The organism is Bacillus sp. GC_Bacil_1 (genome assembly GCF_026540675.1).
Lineage (GTDB): Bacteria > Bacillota > Bacilli > Bacillales > Bacillaceae_G > Bacillus_A > Bacillus_A cereus.
Window position 1 is genome coordinate 244,552 of sequence record NZ_JALNUG010000001.1, and the last position, 26,306, is coordinate 270,857.

Genomic DNA, 26,306 nt, shown 5'->3' on the forward strand with positions numbered 1-26,306 from the left:
CCATGATTCGTGAAACAAATCAAGCCAAGTTGTATACGATTCCGGCTCAAGAAAAGCCTAGCATATTGAATCGAAGTGTAAAACGCTTGTTTGATATTATATTTTCAATCATATTGTTACTATTAACGATACCAATTATGTTGTTCTTTTGTATTATGATTACTTTAGAAACATCAGGGGCTCCAATTTACTTTCAAGAACGTTTAGGTATAAACGGGAAGAAGTTTAATGTATTTAAATTAAGATCAATGGTAAAGGATGCTGAAATAAATGGCCCACAATGGGCAAAAGAACATGATTCAAGAATTACAAAAGTTGGATTGTTTATAAGAAAAACGAGAATTGATGAATTACCACAACTTTTAAATATTTTAAGAGGAGATATGTCTTTTGTAGGCCCTAGACCAGAGAGAGAGTTTTTTTATAATGAGTTTGATACGTTTATTCCAGAATTTAAGGATCGTTTAATGGTAAAACCAGGATTAACAGGATGGGCACAAATAAATGGAGGATATAATCTTGATCCAAAGGAAAAGTTGAGGCTGGACATGGAGTATATTGAAATGAAAACATTTCGGATGGACATCCGTATTTTATGTAAAACCGTTTTAATTGTATTGAACGGTAATGGTGCAAGATAAATATAAAGGTAAACAAACAACATATGTAAGTAGGTTACTTGCAAAGGAGAACTTGTATGGGTAGATCTATTCTAAACAATATTATCCATCTATTTTATAGTACGATTTTAGCTAACCTTCTTCAGGCCGTCAGTTTAATTGTTTTAGCAAACTTTTTTAACGCACAACATTATGGGATGTTTAGTGTTGCCATAGCAGTGACGTTTGTTATGTTATTTTTTACAGACTTAGGACTTAGTAATACGTTTCTTCGAGAAGGGGCAAAGGATGGAGCAGATTTAGAGAAGATTTTATCATCGTATATAAAAATAAGGATGATTCTACTTATTGTTATTTCTATAATCGGTTATATTGTTATTCATTATATGTATGCGGATAAAAATTTAATTTATATGATGATAAACGTAATGTTTTTCATGTTAATAGGATTAACTTGGCAAAACATAGGAATTGCCTATTTTCAACTGACGGAACGTATGAAGTATATAGCGCTCATTAAAGTTGTATCAGCATCGGTTGTCATTATAATTACATGTTTTTGTATTTTCGGAGAGTTACCGGTGTATGTAACGGCTCGCTTATATGCTTTTGGGTATATGATCGGTGGTTTATTCAGTATATATATCATGAGAAGAAAGACGAAAATGAATATGAAAGTCGTAATTCATAAAGCGTTATTTTGGCAATTAACTCCCTTTATTATTAGCGGTTTTTTAATAATGAGTACGCCACAATTAGCACCTATCTTGCTTAACTATACATTGCCATTAAGTATGGTAGGTGTTTTTGCAGTGGCGTACCGGATGCCGGCAGCTTTATATCAAGTACCAGGGGTAATTGCAGGTGCATTTTTTCCAGTGCTCTTTAAGCATTATAACCAGAATAATATAGAAGAGCATACGAAATTAAATTTGCTTCAAATTAAATCAATGGCGATTGTAGGGATATGTATGACGATCGGTTTATATCATTTAGCACCACACTTTATTTCTATATTTTTTCATGAAGAATGGAGCAATGCAGTAGAACCACTCCAAATATTATCATTTCTTATTGTGCTACAAAGTTTAAATATTGCCATTGCTGATGGTTTAACGACGAGTGGATGTCAAAATAAGAGAACTGTTGTGCAGTGTGTAGCATTGGTGATAGGTGGGGTTATGCTTTATAGCTTTAGTAGTATTGGTGGAGTGATAGGAGCGGCATACGCTATGGTTTTATTTGAAATCGTCGCTTTAGTGGGATACATAGCGGTAAGTGTAGTGAAGAAAAAAATTGTATTCCAAATTGTAATACCGTATACAATTTATTTTGGTGTAACCTTTATTGGAGTGCAATATATATTGCATACATATCATTTAATTGCGCTTGTTCTTAATATACTAATCGTAGTAGCTGCCATATTCCTATATGATTATGAGCTGAAAAAACTTCTTCTTTCTTTTATAAGAAAAATACGCAAAAAGGATTATATTACGAAACAGGGGATATAGCCTATGGAAAATAATATGAAAGTATCGATGGGATGGATTATTCTTCTAATATTATTTGTTATGTTAAGTAAATACAATTTATATATTGGATTTTCATTGAAGATATATATGATTTTTTTAGTCATATATTTTTGTTTAACAATTAAAAACTTTCATATTCAAAAGTTATATTTTCATGAAGTTGTATTTTTACTGTTTTATTTCATTTATTGTTTAAGTGGAATTCTTTCTATGTATTTAAATGCTAGTATTCGTATGATTTTTGGCGTGCTACTCGTTTTAGGATGCTATTTTATAATGAGGAATTTATTGGGGAATACTGAAATAGTGGTACTTGAATCATCTATTGCTTATGTAGGAGTAGTATTTAATGTAGTAAGTCTAATACTATATATAATTGGTTTACAATACTTTAGTTTATACGGTGGAGAAGAGAGAGAAATTTTTGCTGGGTTATTAGTGGATAGAGGATATCCACGATTAATTGGATTGCTAGATGATCCTAACATTTTTATTTTTTATAATACAATATTTTTTATGTACTATATGACGAATTTACAAAATATTACTAACATCTTAGGATTGATTTTATGTGTTACGACAAGTCTATTAACCTTTTCAAGGGGCGGTATATTAGCGCTTGTACTTGTCGTTTTTGTATATATATGTATGTCTAGTTTCGCCAAAAAAATAAAAATAATTATGAGTTTAGTATTGTTTAGTGTAGTTATTTTTAGTTTATCGAATAGTGTAATGGGGGGCCAATTAGATGATATATTAAATAAACGAATTTCTGATTTTTCCCATGATAATGGAAGTGGTAGATTTACATTATGGGAAGCTGCTTTTAAATATTATTTATCCAATCCATATATTGGAATCGGCGCTTTTAACTTTTCGAATTATTATGAGTATCAATTTAATGAAAAATTATATGTACACAATACATTTTTAGAAATTTTGTCTGAATCGGGTACAATTGGTTTTCTTCTATATAGCGCGTTTTTATTCATATTAATGTTCAAGCTAGCGCAGCATACTTTGTTTCGTGAAAAACCATATCTTCTATTGACTATGATTGCATTTTTATTTCAGATGATGTCATTGTCACTCATTATTAACGAAGCGTTCTTTTTATTTTTAGCAGTTGTTGTGAAGTATATTTCAATATATGAAGGAAGGGGAAAGATAGATGGTAAAATGTCTATCAGTACATAACGAGCCTAACGAGCCGCCTTATGTTTCTGTAATAACACCTTCTTATAATAGTATACGATTTATAGGTGAGACAATTTCATCTGTACAGAATCAATCGTATGAAAACTGGGAAATGATTATCGTTGATGACGGTTCAACCGACCAATCTGCCGCAAAAATTAAAGAGATGATAGAAGGAGACTCACGAATTAGGTTATTATCATTAAAAGAAAATGTTGGTGCTGCTAAAGCTCGGAATTTAGCGATCCAAGAGGCAAGAGGAAGGTACATTGCCTTTTTAGATAGTGATGATATATGGTTGCCACATAAATTGAAGACACAATTGTTATTTATGGAAGAAATGAATATAGCTTTTTCATATGCGTCGTATAGTTTAATTGATGAAAATGGTAATGAATTAAATCGTGAAGTGAGTGTACCAAAATCTGTTGACTATCATTATTTAGTAGGAAATACAATTATCGGGTGTTTAACAGTGATGATTGATCGTGAAAAAATTCCGTATGTCGAAATGCCTAGTATACAGCCGGAGGATACAGCGTTATGGCTGAACTTATTACATGAAGGGTATGAAGCAAAAGGGATACAGCAAGTGTTAGCAAAATATAGAATTGTTACAAATTCTGTTTCTAGAAATAAAATTAGAGCAGCTTTCCGGTATTGGAAATTGTTAAGGGAACAAGAACGACTGAATTCGGTGCAAATTTTTTACTATTTTAGTAAGTATGCTTATCATGCTTATAAAAAAAATAAAATTAATGTAGTTGGGAAGACGCAATTATGAATATACTGTTGATGACAGATAAATTGATAACTGGCGGAGCCGAGAGCTATTTCTGTAAATTGGAAAGTAATTTGCGTTATGATGATTTTAAGATTTATACAGCTGCAGGTGATGGAGAACTATATGAATCTCTTACTAGAAAAGAAAATTTTATATTACTTAGTCGATGGAATCATTTGAGAAATATTTATTATTTACGAAACGAAATTTGTAAACGAAAGATAGAACTTATTCATGCAAATAGTTTGCGAATGGTATTATATGCTTTTCTAATTCAAAAGTTTATTAAAAAAAAGATGAAAATTGTTTATACGAAACATAATGTAACGATATTAGAAAAGAAAATGCCAACGCTTTTTCGTTATTTCATGAATAAATATGTAAACAATATTATTACAGTAAGTGAGTTTGAAAAGAATAATTTAATTTCAATTCATGTAGCAGAAGAAAAAATAAATACAATTTATAACGGTGTCGATATTGAAAAGTTTTTATTCCAGCAGAAGAAGAAAGAACCTACATATAAAATAGGGATATTAGCTAGATTATCCAAAGAGAAAAACCATCAACTATTTGTCAAAATTGCAAATGTGTTGAAAAAGAGAAATGATTTTATGTTTTATATTGCTGGTGATGGACCAGAGAAAGAATCGATTATGAAAGAAATAGAAAAATATGGATTGCAGCAAAGGGTGAAGATGATAGGGAATATTTCAGAGCCGCATGAGTTTATAGGGAATATGGATGCCTTACTTTTATTATCTTTTCGTGAAGTGTTTCCAATGGTAGTAATTGAAGCGATGGCTACAGGGACACCAATTGTTTCAATAGATGTTGGCGGAATAAATGAAGCGGTAATAGATGGAGAGTCAGGCGTTTTGATATCTGAATATTGCGAATCTGAATTCGCAAGTGCACTTGAAGAACTACAAGGGAATGAAGAAAGGGTAAATGATATTAGATTGAAAGCACGAGAGAAAGCAGTGAGGTATTTCTCGTTAACTAAAATGATAGAAGAAACGAAAAATATATATGAGTTAAACAAATGACCGGGTAGGTCGTTTGTTTTTTTTATTATAGAAACTTTTAAGAGAGAACTCACATATTATATGAAAAAAGGTAATATGAGGAGTGAATTTATTTTGTCAGAATATATTTCTTCCCAAGAAGATTGTGCGCCAGAAAGTAGCGTTCACATTGATTGTTTTGGCGCAGTTCCAAACTCGGTAAATGATAGCTCATTAGCAATTCAACAAGCTATTGATTATTGTGTAGCTAACCGAATTTCGACAGTAAAAATTACAGGAGTAAATACGTACAAAATTGTAAAGCCGATTGTTATTAAATCAAACGTAAGATTAGAGTTAGATCCTACCGTAACGCTGCAAATTGATGGAGATTTTAATGCATTTGAGCTACAAAGTAACGCTTCGATAGTTGGTGGTACTATTCAAGTTATAAATCCATTGTTTCAATCTGCTGTTATTTATGTTTCTGGTTCACAACAAATCGAAGTACCTAATCAATCTGTTATATCAAATATAAATATAATAAATACAACTCCATCGTATAAAGGAAAAGCTATACATTTTTATTGTCAAAAGGCATGGGATTATATTAGTTTCTTTCAAGTTAAATTTATTCAAATTAAAAACTTTCAAACTGCAATATATTTGAAAACAGAGTATATAGATGATATTAATACACCTTGCTGGATTAACGCCAATGTATTTCAATCAATATTTATTGATGGATGTGTGTATGGGATTGAAGTAGATGGAAATAGTGATTTGCCAAATGAAAGTTCAGGAAATACGTTTCATGATATTCAAGTGCAATGTAGACAACAAACGAAAAAAGCAATTCGTTGCTCAGGTGCGTATAATACATTTGATTGTATGATTTGGGATACGTACCGGATGAGTAGTGAACAGATTGTCATTGAATTTTCTTCTAATTCGCATCGTAACTACCTTTTTTCAAATTTACTTTCTACAACTATTGTAGATAAAGGACAATACAATGTTTGTAAGTCTACCTATGAAGAATCTCTTCGAATTCAGTTACCGATTACGTTAAATAAACCACATTTAATAGGGAATCAAGATGATATTTTAGTAAATGCTCAGCAGAAGTATACGATTAAGCAAGTAAGTGGGAAAGTACCTTACGGGGGGAATCTCGCAAATTGCTTTAATTTAATAGATGAACAAAGTGTAAACTATATTGACGTTCCAGATAGTAATCCAGTTGTAATTGAACTGGATTTTACGAAAAAACCAATACAAATGTTAAATTGTTTTGGAATGTATTTTGGGTGGGGAGAGAGCCCAAAGAAAATTAAAATTGAATATGCATTAAGTGCAACTGGAAGCTGGGTTATCGCGTTGGATGTTCCATTAAATGTTGGCGATACAATTATATCGAATATGAAGGCGAGTCAGTTATATAAAGTTAGAATTACATTAAGTGGTTATTCTCAAGACCATAAGCGTTTTCGAATTAATCGTATTTTTGCAAGATCTTCTATGGAAAATGGGAGTGCTTGGTTAGCGACAACTGGAGGAAGAATGTTTGGAGATATTGAAATAGAGGCAAGTAAAGGTATAATCATGAAGACTGCTAGTGGAGTGAAATGGAAAGTTACTATTAATGAAGCTGGCCAACTTATTACGACTAAAATAACTTGAGATGGTGTTTAATCGTATATCATTGGACGAGTTACAACGTAGTGGAATATAGGTAATGAAAAAGAGATTGTAATTTGGTTTCAACCAAACTACAATCTCTTTTTTGTTTCAATTACTTCCACCAAATCCAAGTCCAAAGGTAATTTCGTACATTTCGAGGAGTAATACGAATGAAGCGCTCACCGTCAAAGAAGCAATTTAAATTTGGAAGTGTTTCATCTGGATTTTCTGGAACAAAGGTGACGATGTTTTCGTTACTTGTAACGGTTACTGTAATTGGTGGGTCGGTAGGTGAGACTTGAAGTTGTAACGAAATATTGGCCGTATTTTTAAATTCATTATTAACAGGTGGACTTATTACTTGTACTGTGAATAACACGATAATTGTTTCGTTTGGTTCCAAATTAGTAGCGACTAGGAAACCGATATTCGGATTCGCTAGTGGAGAGCGTTCACCGTTAATAAAGACAGTGCCGTTTATAAATTGTAAACCTGCTGGAATAGTATCTTGTAATGAAATATTTGAGAGTGAAATTTTGGAAGTATTCGTAATGCGCACCGTGTAATCAAAATATTGATTTAAATAAGCAGAGCTGACGGAAGCATTTTTCGTGACTGTTGTAGTTATAAATTGAACTGGTATACGAACGATATTTGAATTAACAATGAAAGTAATAATTGGATCCTGTGGTGTCAATTGAAAGGCAGCGGTAACTGTTGCAGAATTTATAATTGTACTGTTTGAAGGAATAGAAGTTACGAGGACTTGAAATGTTATAGTTGCTACTGAATCTGCAGGTAAAGAGCCGATATTAATACCAGTGTCTGGACGAACATTTGGAACGGGAGTACCGTTAATTGTTACGCTGTTTTCTATAAATGTTGTACCAGCTGGAATTGTGTCTATAACAGAAGTGCTGATTGTCGGAATTGGGGAGTGATTAAATACCGCTAATGTGAATGTAATGATATCTCCTATAACGACAATAGATTTGTCAGTTGTTTTTTCAATACGAACCATCGGATCAATGACTGTCGTTGTAACGGTATTTGTTTGCTTTGTAATTGTAATAGGTGGTTTTGTTGGATCAATGATAACGGTATAGGAAACAGAAGCATCGTTATTAATTGTAGGTTGAAGAGTAGAAGAAGATATTGTCACTTGGAACGTAATAAAGACAGAGTCATTAGGAGCAAGATTTCCTAACGTAATACCATTTTCAGGATTCTCATTAGGCTGATTGATTCCGTTAATCGTAACACTACCAGCAACAAAAGTCGTATCTATTGGTACGGTGTCTATGGCAAGAAGGTTTTCAATCGTTACATTACCGCTATTCGTAATCGTAATTGTATACGTCAAAGTTTGAGCAGGTAAGGCATTCGTTACATCAACAGATTTTATGGCAATGACATTATCATTTTGGACAGTAGTTGTGACGGTATTTGTTGTAGTCGTATTTGTAACAGGTACGTTATTTGGGTTGACTATATAGTTAAAAGTAGTAATTGCGTTGTTGTTTAGTTCATTTGGTGTTGGAATAGAAGTCACAGTTACTTGGAATGAAACGATAGCATTTCCGTCAATAGTTATAGTACCAAGTGGTATGCCGCTTACTGGATTCGCTCCTGGAAGAGTTTCTCCGTTTACAATGACGCTATTTTCTATAAACGTAGTACCTTGAGGAATAATATCTTGAATGATCACATCATTTGTTGCAACATTACCGGTTTGATTTAGTGTAATCGTATATGTTAACGTATCACCAACCGTTGCAAATGCAAGGTCAACAGCTTTATTACTATTCAAATTTGCGTGATTAATTTCTGTTGCGGCAGCTGATGAAATAATAGTTTCGGTAATAGGTGGTCGATCTGGTACCGTGTATTCATATTTAATTGTACTCGTGTTAGAGATTGGATTTGTTTGTGGAATCGAAGTAACCCGTACTTGGAATAGAATAGTTGCTGTCGTATTAGGTGGAATGGTATCAATTTGTATACCGTTAAGAGGGTTGTCATTTGGCCGAGCGTTGCCGTTCACGATAACACTATTCTCTATAAAGCTCGTATTTACTGGGATGATATCTGTAGCAATAATGTTTTCTACTTGTATATTCCCATTGTTTGTAATGGAAATGGTATAAGGGATAATAGTTTGTAGGTCAGCATATTGGATAGGCGTTGTTTTTGTCGCAATTACATTAGCAGAAATAACTTCAGTGGAGGTAATATTGCTAGTCGATATTTGTTCTTCCACGTTTATTGCATAACGAGAAGTTGATTGATTTTGAACATGGCCGCTAGCAGGAAGAGCTACGACAGTAACAGAAAATGTGACTGGGATAGAAATATTAGGAGCAATCGTTCCTACAAGTATACCTGCACCTGGATTGGCGTTAAGCTGAGGAATGTTATTTACTAAAACGCTACCGTCAATAAAGGTTGTTCCATCGGGTATATTGTCTGTAAATACAACAGCAGTGGCATCCGTATTCCCTGTATTCGTTAAAGTTGTTGTATAAGTTAAAATGTCACCAATTGTTACAGAGGTCAAATCAACAGTTTTAAGTGAAACGATATCAGCATCATTAATTTGAACGAAAGTAGTATTGGAAGTAGTAGATTTTTGAATTGGTGCAAAGTCAGGATTGAAAATAAAGTCGTAGACGATGTTTGCAGTATTAGGTGTTGGATTTACAGCAGGTAAATTCGTAACGGAAACTTGGAATGTTATTGTAGCCATTTGACCTGCTGCGACATTAGGAATGGAAAAGCCGATATTCGGATCTGCTGCAGGAAGTACAGTATTGTTAACTATTACACTTCCTGGAATAAATACTGTTCCATCCGCTATAGTATCTGTAAAAAAGATGGAGTTAGTTGTAGTCGATCCATTATTTTGAATGAATACTGTATATTCAATGGTTTCATCAATGTTAGCTAATACAGTATTAGCGGATTTTGTAGCAATAAGAATAGCATCAATAAATTGTATATTTGTACTATTGGAAGAGGTTGTTTCTGAAATTGGTGGTCCGCTTGGGTCTGGTCGATACTCATAGTGAATGACGGCGATATTATTAATGTTATTTTGTGGCGGTATAGAGACTACACTTACTTGGAACGTAACAATAATCGTATTATTTGGAAGAATTATATCAAGATTGATACCGGTAATTGGATTTTCGTTAGGTCTTGGTACGCCATCTACAAGAATGCTATTTGGAACGAATGTGGTGCCAGCAGCAATTGCGTCAAGTAGGAGAGTATTTGTAATAGGTATTGTACCGGCGTTTGTAACTGCGACTGTATATGTGATGATTTGACCGATACGTGTAATGGATCTGTTAGCGGATTTAATTGCACTAACATTTGCCGTTCGCACTTCAGTATTTACTGCATTTGATAACGATCTACGCTGAATAATTGGAGAACTAGGGTCAATTTGGTATTCGTACGAAGTGTCTGAAATATTAATGACTGTATTGCCCTCTGGTATATTTGTAAGTTGTACTTGGAATGAAATAGTGACTGTTTCATTTGGTTGTATCGTGCCGAGAGTTACTCCGTTTTCAGGATTAGCGCCAGGCTGAGTTACATTATTTATTGCTAAGCTATCCTCAATGAATATAGTACCTTCTGGAATGTTATCAATGAACACGGTATTGTTAGCCGGAACAGTTCCTATATTTTGTAGTGTATTTGTGTAGGTAATAATTTGCCCGATTGATATGAAATTTACATCCGCGCTTTTAACAGAAATAATATTTGCATTTTGAAGTGATGTTGTAACAATGTTAGAATTTGCAGAGCGATTTACTGGTGGGGCTGTAGGAATACTTACATATTGGTAAGTTGCTGAAGATTGATTTGCAATTTCGGTTTCAGTAGGTGGATTATTTGTTTGCACTTGAAATAGTATCGTTTTGGAACTGTTTGCTGGAATTGTTCCAATCGGTATTCCGTTTTCAGGATTTACACCTGGCTGAAGGACACCATTAATTGTGACACTATCGGGAACGAATGTAGTCCCAGCTGGAATAAAATCTGTGAAATTAATATTTATTGCGTCAACATTACCGATATTTTTCACTTCAGAAATATAAAGTATAGTTCCACCGATATCTACAGTTGTTGGATTGGATGTTTTAGTAATTGTCAATTGTGCTTGCACGAAATTTGTAATGACGATATTACTAGTAGATGTTTCAGTAATAGGCGGTTGCCCTGGGTCTGGTTGGATTGTATATGTTGTATTGGATTGATTTGTAATCGATTCTTGCGAGAATGAATCGTTAATAAGAATTTGGAACGAAATAAGATGAGTAGCGTTTGCTGCTAGGGTAGGTAAAGTAACACCTACATTTGGATTAGCACCAAGTATAGTTGTTCCGTTAAGTGTAAAACTATTTTCTACGAATGTAGTATTTGGGGAGATAGTATCTGAAAATATGAGATTAGTAGCTGGAATATTTCCGGTATTTTCTAGTGTTATTGTGTAAGTCAAAATATCACCTGTTGTTGCTTGTTGTGAATTGACTCCTTTTAAAGAAAGGATAGTCGCATCCGAAATTTGTGTGAAAGCAGGATTAGACGTAATTGTTCGAGAGATGATAGGGGCAGTTGGATCGGCGATAAAAGTATAGTCAATACGGGCTGTATTAGAAATTGGGTTCACGCTTGGAATAGATTGAACGATAACTTGGAATGTTACAGTGACGTTTTCTGACGGTGCGATGGAGTTTAATGGTATTCCTACGTTAGGATTGGCACCTGGAACGGAAATACTATTAATAGTTACGCTATTCGGAATAAATGCAGTTCCTTCTGGGACCAAATCTGTTAAAGTAACTGTATTTGCAGTAGTATTTCCGTTGTTTTGAACGACTACTGTGTAAGTGATTGTACCGTCAGTAGATTGTACGAGAGAATCTGTACTTTTAATTACGGATAACGATGCATCAACAACAGCTGTATTAACCGTATTAGACGAGGATGTTGCTGTAACAGGAGGTTGACTTGGATCGACAATATACGTGTAACTTGTAAGTGCTTGATTTATAATCGCTCCTTGCGGTGGAATAGAACTTGCAAGAAATTGGAACGTAATAGTAGCGGAATCACCTGGTGCGATAATACCAACTGGAATACCGAGAGTTGGACTTGCATCTGGAAGTGAAATCCCGTTGAGCGTAACACTATTTGGAACAAATAATGCTCCTTCAGGAACTCCGTTAATGAGTAATACAGAGTTTGCAGGGAAGTTTCCAGTATTCGTTAATGTTGCTGTATACGTAATTATATCCCCGATAGATACAATTGAACGATTTGCTTGTAAAACAGTTGTAACAGTCGCGTTATTAATTTGTGTTGAAGCGCTATTAGAATTTATTGTGCCTGTAACAGGAGGAGAGGCCGGATCAACGATGAATGCGTATTGAATAGATGCTACGTTTGTAATCGGATTTGAAGGTGGAGTTGATGTAACTATGACTTGGAAAGTAACGGTTAAGGAACTACCTGCGCTAACTGTTCCGACATTAACTCCATTATTTGGATTTGCGCCTGGAATGGTACTTCCATTTACAGCAAAACTATTTTCAACAAAGGTCGTACCTGCTGGAACCATGTCTGAGAAATTTACATTCGTTGCATTTGTATTGCCGCTATTTTGAATCAAAACTGTATAAGTGATCGTATCTCCAATATTTGCAAAGGCTGTATTAGCAGTTTTTACAGCTGAAAGTATTGCTGAATTAATAGAGGTAACGAAGACGTTCGTTTCCACATTGCCAGGTTGAGCCTGTAATGCATTGCCTACGTTATATTGGAAGTTAACAAATCCTAAGTTTTGGAGTTCAGGTGTGAACGTTGTTGGATTACTTACGATTTGTACTTGGAATATGATTGTAACAGTTTGATTTGGATTGATTGTATTTATGCCAACACCGTCAATGATAGAAGCCGATGGTAATGGAGTGCCATCAACAATAACTGATCCTGCAACAAATTGTGTCCACGATGGTAAAGGGTCTGAGAATATAGCGTTGTTAGCAGGAATATTGCCTGTGTTCGTAATAGTCGTTGTATACGTAATTGTATCACCAATCGTTGCAAAAGTTTTATCTCCTATTTTAATAGTATTTAAAATAGCACTTTCAATTTTTGTTGTAACGTTGTTAGAAATAATATTTTTTGAAACTGGAGGATTAGCTGGATTAACGATATGTTGAAAGCTAACGCTAGCTTGATTAGTAATTGGATTTATAGGCGGAATTCCATTGGCGAAAATGTGAAATGCTACGATGACAGATTCGTTTGGCGCGATATCACCGATTGGAACGCCTGTAATGATATCTGCATTTGGGATGCTAGTTCCGTTTAGTGTAAAGCTATTCGGTTCAAAGGAAGTTCCGTCTGGAATAAGGTCGGTAAAAATAACATTCGTTGCACTCACATTTCCGCTATTTGTAATTGTAACGGTGTAGGTAATATCCTGCCCGATATCTACCGTAGATACATCTGAATTTTTTTGTGCAGTAAGGATAGCGCTATTAATTTGTGTTGTCGTTGTATTAGATTGATTGGAAGTTGTAATAGGTGGCTGGCTAGGATCAACGACATAATGATATGTGGTAGAAGCAGAGTTAGAAATGGGGTTAAGTGTTGGAAGTGTAATAACAGTTGCTTGAAATGTAACGATTGCCGTATTACCACCATTAATGGAACCAATATTTACACCAGTTGATAAATCGGCGTTTGGAATGGTTTGCCCATTAGCTGTGAAACTATTTGGAACGAAACTTAAATTGCTATCAAGAATATCGATAATAGTTACATCAGTTGCGGTCACATTCCCGGTATTAGGGAGGTTAAGTGTAAATGTTATTGTATTACCAATATCCGCGAAAGTAAGATCTGCTGTTTTTGTGCTAATAATAGTTGCGTTGTTTATTTGAAGAAGTGTAGTGTTGGAAGTAGCTGCACTTGAAATGGGGGGATTAACAGGATCAACAGTAAACTCATACGTCGTTGCTGCTGTATTTGGTGCTGGGTTACTAGGGGGAATATTGTTTACTGTAACTTGAAAGACGATACTATATATTTCATTTGGTGGAAGTGTTGCAAGTAATACACCTGTATTTGGATCCGCGTTAGGTTGTAAAACGCCATCGACAGTTAATGTGTTAGGAACAAATGTGAGTCCACTTGGTAATGCATCTGTGAATACAATATTAGTTGCATCGGAATTGCCTACATTGGTAATAGAAGTAGTATAAAAAGCAGTTTGCCCGATATCTGCAAAGGATACACTTTCATTTTTCGTCATAGATAATATTGCTTCTTTAATTTGTGTTGAAACAGGATTACTAATTGAAGTTTCTGCATCAGGTGGTGAGACTAATTGGTACGATGTTGATGAGAAATTTACAATTGGGTTTTGGGTTGGTAATGAGGTCACATTTACTTGGAATGAAACAGTTACTGTAGCCCCAGCTGTTATCGGCCCAATATTTACACCGTTTGTTGGATCTGCACCACTTTGAGGAATTCCATTAATAGAAAATGAATTTGTAATAAATGTCGTTCCGCTCGACATAGCATCTGTGAAAATAACATTTTGTGCGGAGGAATTTCCATTGTTTGTTAAAGTGACAGTATAAGTGAGTGTATCTCCGATGTGGCTAAAAGCTTTATCAACTTGTTTCGATGAAAGAATGGTAGCAGTATTAATTGTAGTAAACGTTGTGTTTGAAGTAACATTTCTTGAAACAATAGGTGCATTGGGATCCGCGATAAATGTGTAAGAAGCACTAGCGGAATTGGCAATAGGATTTTGAACAGGGGTAGAAGTAGCAGTCACTTGAAATGCTATAGATATTGAGCTGTTAGGGGCAATTGATCCAATCGTTATGCCTGTATTAGGATTCAATCCAATTTGTGTGATTCCATTTATTGTAACGCTGTCAGTAATAAATGTTGTACCATCTGGTATAAGATCAGTGAAAGTAATATTCGTTGCATTTGTATTGCCGTTATTCGTTAAAATTGTCGTATAGGTAATGGTATCGCCTAGTGTTACAAGCGTTTGATCGACCGATTTTATCATCGTTATCATAGCATCTAATACTGGGTTTGTGACAATATTCGTTGAAGTAGAAGTAGTAGCAGGAGTTCCGTTTGGATCAACAGTATAAGAATATAAAATTGTATCGTTACCCATAATTGAACTTGAAAGAGGAACAGAAATAACATTTACTTGGAAGGTAACAGTTACTGTTTCACCAGGCGCGATATTTGGTATATTTACTCCGAGTGCTGGCTGTGCACCAAGCTGTTGGATGCCATTTATTGTGACGGAATCTGGTATAAAAGTAGTACTAGCTGGAATTGCACTTGTAAAAGTTATATTTGTAGCTGGTGTATTTCCTGTATTTGTAATAGTTGTTGTATACGTAAGTGTATCCCCGACGGAAATAATAGATTTATCCACACTTTTTTGGGTTGTTAATATCGCACTGTTAATAGTTGTCGAAACCGTATTAGATACATTCGTTTGTGATACGGCAGGTTGGCTAGGGTCGACCACATGTGAAAATTGTACAGAACTAGAATTAGAAATTGGATTTATACTTGGAATGTTTGTAACAAGTACGTTGAGAGTAATAACGGCCGTTCCATTTGGGTTTATATTTCCAATCTGAATCCCGTTAGCTGGATTTCCGATTTGCTGTGTACCAGAATCGTTTGTAAGAGTGCCAGATATGAATGTCGTTCCGTCAGGTAAAATATCTGTGAAAATTATATTTTGTGAAGTGACATTTCCAGGGTTATTTAATGTAATCGTATAAGAAATTGTATCGCCAATTGTTGCGAAAGTTTTATCTACAGATTTGATTGCCACAATTTCCCCAGAATTTATTTGTGTCGAAACGGGATTAGATGTCGTATTTCTTGAAACGAGTGGTAAATTAGGTCCTGTCATAAATTGATAATCAATGGAAGCTCCGTTTACAACTGGTGAGTTTGGCCCCCCAGGTCCAATTGTGAAAATTGGATTTGGAATGCTAACTACTTGCACACGGAAGGTAACGTTTGTAAAATCTCCTGCAATAATATCCCCAATTGGTATCCCATTCGCGGGATTTACCCCAGGTAATAAAACCCCGCCTACTCGAACGCTATCCTCTATAAACACTGTATTATTTGGAATTGGATCTGTAAAAATGATATTCGTAGCAGTTGCGTTTCCTATATTCTCCAATAAAACAGTATACGTTAAAAATGAATTTCTAGGTGCTACGTCAGAAAATAGTCGATCCACACTTTTCGTTGCTTGAATAATTGCTTCGTTAATTTGAACTAAAGTTGGATTACTTGTAGCTGTTTCTGTCACAGGCGGCTGGGTAGGATCAACAATGATCAAGTATGTTGTGCTAGATTGGTTCAAAGTTGGATTGGTAGCTGGTATTGAGCCAACGATAGCTTGAAAGCTAATTGTTGTCGTTCCTCCAACTGGAATTGAGTCTAAAGAGATCCCGCTATCTGGTCTAAATCCAAGTTGTGGGATGGTATTAATTTGTACGCTATCAGGAACGAATGAAAGTTCAGGTGGTAATATATCGATAAAAACAGGTGTGTTTGCGGTAGTATTTCCGCTATTGGTGAGGGTAGTTGTATACGTAATTGTATCTCCAACAGCAGCAAAAGCACTGCTTGCAGTTTTTGTTGCGATAACAGAAGCAGTATTTACTTGTGTAAAAGTTTTATTAGATTGAACTGTTCGTGAAACTGGCGGTTCATTTATATCTACAATAAAGCTATATTGAAGCGATGATTTGTTCGGGATTGGATTCGGGTTTGGAAGTGTTGTAATGTTTACTTGAAAACTGAGTGTAGCAGATGCATTTGAATTCAAGTTACCAATATTGATACCGTTTTGTGGATTTGCATTCGGAACGGTTACACCATTTATCTTAAAGCTATTTGGGATAAAGGTAGTACCGTTTGGAATTGTATCAGTAAAAATAATGTTGTTCGCAATAGTATTTCCGGTGTTTGTAATAGATGAATTGAATGTAATTGTATCACCAATTGTAGCGAAAGTTGTACTAGCGCTTTTATTTATTACTAAAGTAGCGTCAATAATTGGTGTAACTGTTGTATTTGTTACGGTGCTACCAACAGCAGGAGATTGGTTTGGGTTCACGGTATATTCATAATTTACAAGAGCATTATTTGTTAATGTGCCACTAGGTGGTATCGCTAAAATTTGTGCTTGAAAAGTAATGAATACAGTATCTCCTGGCGAAATATCTGCCAAGTGAACACCAAGTGATGGATCTAATCCTGGTTGTGGAACATTATTGATAGTTACGGAGTTTTGGATAAATGAAGCTCCTGCGCCAAGCCCATCTGTTAAAACAGTTGCACTAGCAGGGATATTACCTGTATTTGTTACTGCAATCGTATAGGTAACAATATCACCAATTGCAGCTGTCGGTGTATTCACAGACTTAGTAGCGACAATAGTAGCGTTATTAATTTGAGTTGTTATTACGTTACTTAACGTATTGGCGGATGCTGGAGGTAAGTTAGGATCTACGACATACTGGTACGTTGTATTGCTTTGGTTCGGGATTGGATTTGGGTTCGGGATAGAATTTACTTGTACTTGGAATGAGATGATTGTATTTGCATTCGAATTTATTGGGTCGATTGCAATTCCGCTTGCTGGATTGACATTAGGCAGTGTATTCCCGTTTACAGTAACACTATTAGGAATGAACGATGTCCCGTTTGGAATTACATCTGTAAATATTACATTTGATGCAAGTGTGTTCCCGTTATTCGTTAAAGTAGTTGTGTACGTAATAATATCATTTACGTTAGCAAACTGTTTATCTGCCGATTTAGTAGCGGCAATTGAGGCGTTATTAATAGTTGTCTGTACAGTGTTAGAAGCAACCATCTGCATTACAGCTGGTTTGGATGGATCATACGTATATTGGAATGTTGTGCCTGATTGATTTGTAATTGGGTTTACAGCAGGGATAGTTGGTACAAAAACTTGGAATGCAACAGTGCGTGATGAATTCGCTCCTATCGTACCAATCGAAATGCCGTTAGCAGGATTTGCATTAGCTATAGGGACATTATTAATCGTTACAGTATTAGGAATGAAGAGGGTACCCGCTGGAATGATATCTGTAAATGTTACATTAGCAGCAGGGATATTCCCGTTATTCGTTAAAATAGTCGCATATAGTATGACATCACCGACATCAGCGAAGTTCGTACTCGTTAGTTTTGTAGCAACGATATTAGCAGTATTAATTTGTGTAGTTACTATATTGCTAGCAGTGTTTCTAACAAGAGCAGGTAAGTTTGGATCAGCGATAAAGCTATATTGAAGTGCAGCGCTGTTTTGAATTGGGTTTGGTGAAGGTAGCCCATTTGCACTTATTTGAAACACAATCGTTGTAAAACCACCCGAAGGAATGGAGCCCACTTGAAGACCGGCACTAGGGTCTGCACCTAGTTGTAAAGCACCACCTATAAAAATACTATTTGGAACGATAGTGGTGCCATTAGGGATTATATCGGTAACAATAACATTATTTGCTGTAGTATTGCCAAGATTAGCTAAAGAAATTGTATATGTGATTGGTTGCCCGACGTCGGCGATAGTTAAATCTACTTCTTTGACAATAACGACATTTGCTAAATTAATTTGTGTACTTACAGTGTTACTTACAGATGTTTCTATAGTTGGTGGATCGCCCGGATTTAAAATAAAGCTATACTGTGTACTAGATGAATTTAATGTTGGATTTTGTGTTGGTAAAGAGGTGACGGTTACTTGATAAGAGACGGTAAGTGAACCGTTAGCAGCAATGGAAGGTAGCGGAACACCTATATTTGGATCTGCGTTATTTTGAAGTACACCATTAATAAGAAAAGTGTTTGGAATAAAGGTAGTACCGTCTGGATTCGTATCTACGAAAGTAGGGCTATCAGCAGAAACACTTCCTGCATTCGTCAAAGTAACAGTATAAGTTAATATATCCCCTACGGTAGCGAACTCTCGATCCACTGTTTTGGCTGAAATGACATTTGCATCGTTTACTTGAGTAAATGTAGTGGTTGAAGTAGTGTTCTTACTTACAGGTGAAGTGTTTGGATCAACGATAAAGTTATAGGAGATGGAAGCGCTATTTGAAATAGGGTTTGGATTTGGAATGCTAGTTATTACTACTTGGAATGAAGCTGTAATTGTAGTATTAGCATTGATGCTACCAATATTGATGCTAGCTGGTGTAACGCCTGGCTGAGTAACACTGTTAACTATAACGCTGTTTGGGACAAAGGCGGTTCCATTCGCAATTGAATCAGATAGTAATACATTGTTCGCTGCAACATTTCCATCGTTAGTAAGAGCAAAGGTGTAAGTTAATACATCGCCAACTTCCGCAAACGTTTTATCTACAGATTTATTAACGTGGAGATTTGCTAGTCTAATTGTTGATGTAACAGAATTAGAATTTGCTGTTTTTGAAGTCGGTGGCAAACTTGGATTTACAGTGTAAATATAAGAGGCGAAAGCATTATTAATAATAGGGTTTTGGGCAGTAATGTTAATGACTGTTACTTGAAAGGATAAGGTAAAAGTAGCTCCACCAGGAATTGTGCCGATAGGTAAAGCAACGAGAGAATCTACATTCTGCAAAACTCCGTTTAGTGTTACAGTACCAAGAGTCAATATCGTTCCGTTTGGAAGTGGATCTGTTAGTTGAACGTTATTAGCGGTTGCATTTCCACTGTTTGTAATAAGGATTGTATAACTTATCGTTTCGCCAATTGTGGCAAATTGTTTGTTAGTTGATTTTGTTAATGTTAAATTCGCATTGTTAATTTGAGTGGAAACGAGATTAGAAGAAATGTTTTTTGTAACGGGAGATTGGCTAGGGTTGACGGTATATTGATAAGAAGCGCTTGATCCGTTAGATACGACATTTGACGCGGGTATTGTGTTTACTACTACTTGAAATGCAACAGTTTTTATTGTGCCGCTTGGGATGGATCCAATGTTCACACCGCTAGCGGGATTTGCGCCCACTTGTGTCGTGCCATCTATTGTTAAACTGTTTAGAACGAAAGTTGTTCCAGTAGGAATAACATCCGTAAAAATAACATTGTTCGCATTTGTATTACCTGTACCTGTAAAGGAAACGGTGTACGTTAGTGTATCACCAATATCTGCAAAATTTTTATCTACTGCTTTTGCCATTGTTACAGTAGCGTTATTCACTTGAGTAGATACGATATTGGTCGTATCAGTCCCACTTACTGCAGGTTGATTTGGTACAGGAATGTATTGATATGTTGTTGTACCACTATTTAATATTGGATTTGTTTGGGGGATAGAAGGAACAAATACTTGAAATGAAATAGTAGTAGTAGAATTTGCAGCAATTGATCCAATTGATATACCATTAGCGGGATTTGCGCCAGCTTGAGTAACTCCGTTCACAGTTACACTTCCTGGAATGAAAGTAGTCCCGCTAGGAATCGGATCCGTATATATAACATTTGTTGCAGCAATATTTCCTATATTAGCTAGGGCAATACTGTAAGTTAATGTTTCACCAATATCTGTGAAAAGTTTGTTAACTGATTTTGTTCCATTAATATCTGCCAGGTTAATTTGTGTTCCAGCAGAGTTGCTTGTTGCAAGACCGTTAAAGGTTGTTCCTCCAGCGATAGGTGTATATTGAAATGTAATATTAGCAGTGTTAGAGATAGGATTTTGACTTGGAAGAGAAACGACAGTAGCTTGGAAAGTTACTGTGCGAGAAGTACCATTATTAATTGTTCCAAGAGATATACCAGCTGCAGGATTTGCATTTGTTTGTGGTACGTTATCTACTGTTACAGTGCCGGGTATAAAAGAAGTACCGTTAGGGAGGCTATCTATAAAAATAGCGTTATTGGCAGGAAGAAGCCCGGTGTTAGGAATAGTAACTGTATAAGTGAGAATATCTCCAATTGCAGCAACACTTTTATTTACGCTTTTCGTTGCTTGTATATTTGGGGAGTTTATATTAATTTGTAAGCCGACTGTATTTAACATATATGCATCTCCGTTAGTAGTTAAACGGATTGCGGCGGATACTTGTGAGTTTGTTAAATAAGGAGAAATATCAATAGAAGTAATATCCCAGCCCTGTCTTCCAGCGGAGATGTTTGTACCTGTAGAAGCACTTTGATTTCGCGTTCCAAATGTCCCAGTTGTATCTAAGTTTCCTGCAGCATTATTAACTTGAGAACCGAAGAAATTATTTACAGCATTATTTGGCCCAGATAAAGCATTTAATGAACTGAAATTTGGTCCAAATAAAGCTTGATCCCCTATTAAATCTGCATCTCCTTCAATAGAACTTAAAAATAACCTTCCGCTTACAGGTCCTCCTGAAGGTGTTAAAAATCCAGAAACAGCTACATCTGCACTACCGGTATCAGCAGAAACACGGTTACCCGCTACATAAATGGTTAAGTTTCTTGCTGGCAATGTCCCGTTTTGATAAGCGACGATAAGCGTCCATCCAGCCGAATTAATTGTTCCATTAGAAGCATCTATAGGATCTACAAGTCCAGGAACCGCGCCTGTAGTATAGGAACCAGAACCTCCCGCTTGAATAAGGGTTGTTACGTCTGCTGAACGAGTGTAAAAGCCAAATGTAATAGAGTTTGAAACAAATGTTTGATTTGAAGCCGTAACAGCTGAAGGGGTAATCGAGTATGTTGAAATAGGTGTTGTAAAAGAAACTGGATTTCCTAATACACTCGTAATGTTTTGATCACGAGATAAATAGTTGCCACCCCAAACGAGTTCTGCGTAAAGAATAGTACTACCAGCAGGGATATTTAAAATAGCGGTAGAACTATTTTGTGTATAGTTTAACGTTGTACCAGCAGGAAAAGTAGGTACTTGTAAAGCAGTATTCGTAGTTGCGAATGCACCAATTGCCCCGATTGTACCAGCACGGTTTTGATTACTAATTTTGCTTAAGCCTAAAGTATTTCCAGTAATAGCGAGTGCGCCGTTAGTGGTGGTAGAAAATCGATTCGTAATGGGCATGTTGTCACCTCATTTACAATATAGTCTTGGTCAAAATAACATATGTATGTGACAAATGAATGGAAACATGTACAAGTTGATTTAGTAATAATGATTTAAATGTCTAGATAAGGGGATGGAGTATGATTGAATTGGAAATTAGGGTGGAGCGTCTTAGGAAAGAACAAATAGGCGATATTGTAGCATTATCTTCTTATATTGGCTGGGATTATAACAGAGAAGAAATTGATACAGTTTTTAACTCAGGTATTGTATACGGCGTATGGAATGAGCGAAAGGAACTTATTGCTAGCGCAGCAATAATATTATACGGGGAGGCGTTGGCATCTATCGGAATGGTAATTGTACATCCAGATTATAAGGGAAGAGGAATAGGAAGGGTGATAACGAATTCATGCATGAACAGCGTATCAGCTCAAACTCCAATTATGCTTATTGCTACGGATGAAGGGAAGCCCTTATATGAAAAATTAGGATTTAGGGTAGTAAGCTATGTTTCTAAATATATTTGTAACTCGTACAATGCGAATCATAAATGTGCAGAAAATGAAGAATGTATGATGGTTTATAAAGAGGGTGATTTAGAAGGGATAATAAAAATAGATGAAGGCGCATTTGGGACAAGCCGAAACGAGTTTTTAAAACAAAGAATTATGCAAAGTGAGCAGTGTGTCGTTGTAAAGGATACGGTTTAAGTATACAAACGCCAGAAAATAAAATAGTAGGACCAGTCGTTGCTAAAAATAATGCGATGGCAATGAGAATAGTACATGATTTAGCAAGAGGGCATAATGGAAAATTAAGAATGGATGTACCAGAAGGGAAGAACGATTTCATGAAAGAATTAGAGACTGCTGGTTTTAAAAAGGTGAATACACCGCCAATTATGATGAAAAATAGTAATCGGTTATTAAAAAGAAATGGTGAACTATATAGTATTGCAGCGCAAATTTTTGGATAAAGAAAGAATCCTTTTAAATGAAGGATTCTTTTTTGAGCTAATTTAATCACGATATTGGTCATGAGTTGGCTGAAAGAGGTCTTCCTCGATGTCTCTCACCATAGAAAAATGATCAACGTTATAATGACCGTGTAAAGTTTTATTGTGATGACCAATAATTTGCTCTGCAGACAATACGTTAGAATCAGTTGTTGAATGACCGTTTTTAATTAATGTAACGTCAAATCCTTTTACAGTTGCTGTCCTAACGGCAGTGTCGATGCAATGTTCTGTTTTACATCCGCCTATAACGATATGGTTAATTTTTTCTTCTTTTAAAAGTTCGAGTAAAGAAGTGCCATAGAATGCGTTTGTTGCTGCTTTATTAATAAGGATTGCAGACTGAGGTACTTTAATTTGATTATGTACTTCAAATCCTTCTCCGCTGCCAGAAGCAACATCGATATCTCTTACGAAAACAATAAGAGCATTTGAATCTATTGCTTTCTGCAGTGCTGTATTTAGTGTAGATAATAGCTCGGTTTTGCGAAAAACTTCATTTTCTTGCTCATTTCCATCAATTAATTCTTGTTGAGCGTCGATAATTAATAGTGCTTGTTTCATCGTGTCTCCCCTTTAATATGAAATAAGTTCCACTTTACATATTCCTTCAGGTTGTTAGGAAATCCTCCATTGTAAGCGAAGTAGAAGATTGATTTACAAAGTTGTCAAAGAAATTTCATTCTCATAGCGTGTAAAAACATGTATGATAGGAGATGGAGAATTTTTGAGTAGGTGGGAATAACATGCAAACAGTAGAAGATTATCTTTCATTCTTACATACGAAAGGATTTAAATTATCAGAGGAAGCGCAAGGGTTTATTATGTTCGGACAAGGATATACTGGTGCGTCTGATGGGATTGTGAACGCAGCAATAGAAGCGACAATTAAACATCAATTACAGTTTGATGGTAGTTATTTCGTTGCGTTATTAGAACGATTGAAAGAGGAAGAAATTACAGATAAAAAAAGCGCTAAGGCTTTTATGCGGAAGTTACAAGCGTAACTTCACGCAGCCTGCGCTTCTTTTTTTGTTTTGGAAGGTAATTCAACAAAAATCATGCCTAGGAATATACAGAGGCATCCGATAATAGCAGAAATAGAAAGTTGTTCGTTTGCAACGAGAACGCCTGTTAAGGCAGCAAAAACGGGTTCCATGGCGAAAATGATTGCTACTCTCGTTGGAGACGTATGTTTTTGTGCTGATGTTTGAATGAAAAAAGCAATAGATGTTGCAAACAGGGAAGTTAAAAATAGAGCGAATAAAAAGGAAGAATTCGTCCATAGTACTACTGAAAATATTTTTTCCCAATCTTCAAACAAGAAAGCGCAAATAGAAGAAAATATACCGACAGCTAATACTTGAGATGTGCTTAATAATAAAGGTGATATTTTTTTAGAAAAGAAGCCGTTAATAAGAATATGGGCAGCGAAAGCGACTGCACAACCGAGAACAAGTATATCTCCTATATTTAATTGGAAAGAATCAGCAGCTGTTAATAAGTACAAACCTGTTGTAGCTACAGCAATACCAAGTACGATGAAAATGGTAGCTTTTTGTTTTAAAAAGATAAATGATAAGATTGGGACCATAACAATGCTTAGCCCAGTTAAGAAACCTGCTTTTGAAGATGTTGTATAGAGTAAGCCAAATGTTTGCAATAAATAACCGACAAATAAGAAAAAACCAACGATTATCCCTGCCGTGCTACTATGTTTTATATCTTGTTTTGAAGTTTTTTGTGAGAAAATAATTTGAACGAATAATAAAATAATTCCAGCGAATAAAAAGCGAATACCATTAAACGTAAATGGACCAACGAAAGACATAGCGTTTTGAACGACAACAAACGTAGCTCCCCAAATAAAAGAGACAAATAATAAAGCAAGAGGAGCAATCCACTCTTTTTTCACACTCATACCCCCGTTAATTTTGTAAGATAGCTTTTCTAGCTAATTCATCAGCTACTTTATTTTGACTACTTGGAATCCACTTAATAAAAAAGAGATCGAAGTTTTTTATGTACTGCAGCGCTTCATCTAAAAGAGGTGCAAATATTTTATTTTTTGCGTATTCCTTTTCAACAGCCCGTTCGACAAGCTGGGAATCTGTACGAAAAGAGACAGTGCTATAATTATGCTCGATGCAATATTTTAATGCTAGAAGTAAAGCGCGGTATTCTGCTTCATGATTGGACATTGTTCCAAGTGGTAATGATAATTGTACAGGTGGCTGAACGCCTTTAATAAACACTCCTGCACCAGAAGGACCAGGATTTCCTTTTGATGCACCATCAATATATACTTCAATCAAAATGAGAAACCTCCAAATTATAAGATTATCCCCTACTTAAATGCTTTTTGAAGTAGGGGATAGAGTAGTTATCCGATTGTGATGCTATAACGACATGTAAATGTTTCATTCGCTTGTAACGATTGAATTCCCTTTTTGTCCTTGAAATCTTTTGCTGGATTTATTTCATCAGCGATTCCATACCAAGGTTCAATACATAAGAAAGGTGCGTTATTCCCTGGTGTCCATACGCCGACAAATGGGAAGCCATCAAATTCTACTTTTACAAATTTATTATGTTTATGAGAACGAATCGAAATTTCATTCGTATTCATATTTTCAAAAATAAGCGCATCATTTTTGAATAAATCATATGTAAGTGGCAATTCAGTTGTATTTTCAGCGATTAATTGCTTTTTGTTTGAAAGATAAGGTCCTTCTAATACGCTTGTTTCTAAGCGTTCCGAACCATTAAACGATAAATGATAATCTGTAAATGATTCACCTTCCAATAAAGGGAAGTTGAAGCCAGGATGTGCTCCGATTGAGAAGAACATCTCTTTTGAAGTAGGATTGTTTACTTCATATGTTACATGAACGATTTGTCCATCTAGCTCATAAGAAACGAGTAGTTCGAATTCGTATGGGTATTTTTTTAATGTTTCTTCATTACTAGTAACGATATAAGTGATTTTTGTTTCGCTTTGTTCTTTCACAGAGAAAGTAAGATCACGAGCGAAACCGTGTTGTGTTAATGAATATGGTTTACCGTCTACGTAGTATGTATTATCTACTAATCGGCCGACAATTGGGAACAAAATTGGTGCACGGCGTCCCCAATAAGTAGAATCACCTTGCCATAAATATTCTGTGTTGTCTTCTTTTAAGCGAACGCTCTGTAATTCTGCACCTTTGTCAGAAATGGAAACGATCACTTTTTCATTTTGAATTGTTGCTGTCATGAAGTGAAACCTCCTAAATCTTTCATATGTTTCATTATACGTTGTCTAAAAGGAAAAAGGTAGTTTATGATAGGAATCT

General features: G+C 35.5%; 12 protein-coding genes and 1 pseudogene. 8 read left to right on the top strand and 5 right to left on the bottom strand.

All coding sequences use genetic code 11. The features are described from left to right. Positions 1–2: 2 nt before the first annotated feature. The 6 genes from OXT04_RS01375 to OXT04_RS01400 all read left to right on the top strand — a co-directional run bounded on the left by OXT04_RS01375 (position 3) and on the right by OXT04_RS01400 (position 6,826). Positions 3–641 (top strand): sugar transferase, encoded by a 639-nt coding sequence (locus OXT04_RS01375; protein WP_065228552.1) that lies wholly within the window; start codon positions 3–5, stop codon positions 639–641. 56 nt (positions 642–697) lie between these two features. Continuing rightward, positions 698–2,134 (top strand): oligosaccharide flippase family protein, encoded by a 1,437-nt coding sequence (locus OXT04_RS01380; protein ID WP_141526253.1) that lies wholly within the window; start codon positions 698–700, stop codon positions 2,132–2,134. 3 nt (positions 2,135–2,137) lie between these two features. Then, positions 2,138–3,352 (top strand): O-antigen ligase family protein, encoded by a 1,215-nt coding sequence (locus OXT04_RS01385; protein WP_000429880.1) that lies wholly within the window; start codon positions 2,138–2,140, stop codon positions 3,350–3,352. Beyond that, positions 3,327–4,136: a glycosyltransferase family 2 protein gene (locus OXT04_RS01390; RefSeq protein WP_075719738.1), complete on the top strand. Its 810-nt coding sequence runs from the start codon at positions 3,327–3,329 to the stop codon at positions 4,134–4,136. The genes OXT04_RS01385 and OXT04_RS01390 overlap by 26 nt, the downstream gene beginning before the upstream one ends. Continuing rightward, on the top strand, positions 4,133–5,185 hold the full coding sequence (locus tag OXT04_RS01395) for a glycosyltransferase family 4 protein (RefSeq protein ID WP_001023700.1): 1,053 nt from the start codon (positions 4,133–4,135) through the stop codon (positions 5,183–5,185). The genes OXT04_RS01390 and OXT04_RS01395 overlap by 4 nt, the downstream gene beginning before the upstream one ends. A gap of 93 nt (positions 5,186–5,278) precedes the next feature. After that, positions 5,279–6,826 (top strand): glycoside hydrolase family protein, encoded by a 1,548-nt coding sequence (locus tag OXT04_RS01400; protein ID WP_044584267.1) that lies wholly within the window; start codon positions 5,279–5,281, stop codon positions 6,824–6,826. 112 nt (positions 6,827–6,938) lie between these two features. Here OXT04_RS01400 and OXT04_RS01405 read toward each other — a convergent pair whose 3' ends face one another. After that, positions 6,939–21,971 (bottom strand): DUF7507 domain-containing protein, encoded by a 15,033-nt coding sequence (locus OXT04_RS01405; protein WP_267412626.1) that lies wholly within the window; start codon positions 21,969–21,971, stop codon positions 6,939–6,941. A 122-nt stretch (positions 21,972–22,093) separates the two neighbouring features. Between OXT04_RS01405 and OXT04_RS01410 the strand changes: the two are divergent. Continuing rightward, positions 22,094–22,932: pseudogene (locus tag OXT04_RS01410) on the top strand (GNAT family N-acetyltransferase). A 42-nt stretch (positions 22,933–22,974) separates the two neighbouring features. On the opposite strand, the gene OXT04_RS01415 reads toward OXT04_RS01410, so the two are convergent. After that, positions 22,975–23,535 carry a cysteine hydrolase family protein gene (locus OXT04_RS01415; RefSeq protein WP_098256736.1) on the bottom strand — a complete coding sequence of 187 codons (561 nt, stop codon included), beginning with the start codon at positions 23,533–23,535 and terminating at the stop codon, positions 22,975–22,977. A gap of 182 nt (positions 23,536–23,717) precedes the next feature. Here OXT04_RS01415 and OXT04_RS01420 point away from each other — a divergent pair, with 182 nt between their 5' ends. Beyond that, positions 23,718–23,978 carry a DUF6123 family protein gene (locus OXT04_RS01420; protein ID WP_001195212.1) on the top strand — a complete coding sequence of 87 codons (261 nt, stop codon included), beginning with the start codon at positions 23,718–23,720 and terminating at the stop codon, positions 23,976–23,978. A 2-nt stretch (positions 23,979–23,980) separates the two neighbouring features. Here the strand turns inward: OXT04_RS01420 and OXT04_RS01425 are convergent, their stop codons facing one another. The 3 genes from OXT04_RS01425 to OXT04_RS01435 form a co-directional block, all read right to left on the bottom strand. Continuing rightward, a complete protein-coding gene (locus OXT04_RS01425; RefSeq protein ID WP_141526254.1) occupies positions 23,981–24,886 on the bottom strand; it encodes a DMT family transporter in 906 nt (301 codons plus the stop codon). A gap of 13 nt (positions 24,887–24,899) precedes the next feature. Beyond that, complete coding sequence (locus OXT04_RS01430; RefSeq protein ID WP_000573877.1) at positions 24,900–25,286, bottom strand: reverse transcriptase-like protein; 387 nt, start codon at positions 25,284–25,286, stop codon at positions 24,900–24,902. Between the two features lie 68 nt (positions 25,287–25,354). Beyond that, positions 25,355–26,227 carry an aldose 1-epimerase family protein gene (locus OXT04_RS01435; protein ID WP_098284252.1) on the bottom strand — a complete coding sequence of 291 codons (873 nt, stop codon included), beginning with the start codon at positions 26,225–26,227 and terminating at the stop codon, positions 25,355–25,357. Positions 26,228–26,306 lie beyond the last annotated feature (79 nt).

Bases quoted from the DNA above. Each gene is read 5' to 3' on its own strand.
- OXT04_RS01375 (WP_065228552.1), top strand. From the start codon at position 3: ATGATTCGTGAAACAAATCAAGCCAAGTTGTATACGATTCCGGCTCAA.
- OXT04_RS01380 (WP_141526253.1), top strand. From the start codon at position 698: ATGGGTAGATCTATTCTAAACAATATTATCCATCTATTTTATAGTACG.
- OXT04_RS01385 (WP_000429880.1), top strand. From the start codon at position 2,138: ATGGAAAATAATATGAAAGTATCGATGGGATGGATTATTCTTCTAATA.
- OXT04_RS01390 (WP_075719738.1), top strand. From the start codon at position 3,327: ATGGTAAAATGTCTATCAGTACATAACGAGCCTAACGAGCCGCCTTAT.
- OXT04_RS01395 (WP_001023700.1), top strand. From the start codon at position 4,133: ATGAATATACTGTTGATGACAGATAAATTGATAACTGGCGGAGCCGAG.
- OXT04_RS01405 (WP_267412626.1), bottom strand. From the start codon at position 21,971: ATGCCCATTACGAATCGATTTTCTACCACCACTAACGGCGCACTCGCT.
- OXT04_RS01415 (WP_098256736.1), bottom strand. From the start codon at position 23,535: ATGAAACAAGCACTATTAATTATCGACGCTCAACAAGAATTAATTGAT.
- OXT04_RS01420 (WP_001195212.1), top strand. From the start codon at position 23,718: ATGCAAACAGTAGAAGATTATCTTTCATTCTTACATACGAAAGGATTT.
- OXT04_RS01435 (WP_098284252.1), bottom strand. From the start codon at position 26,227: ATGACAGCAACAATTCAAAATGAAAAAGTGATCGTTTCCATTTCTGAC.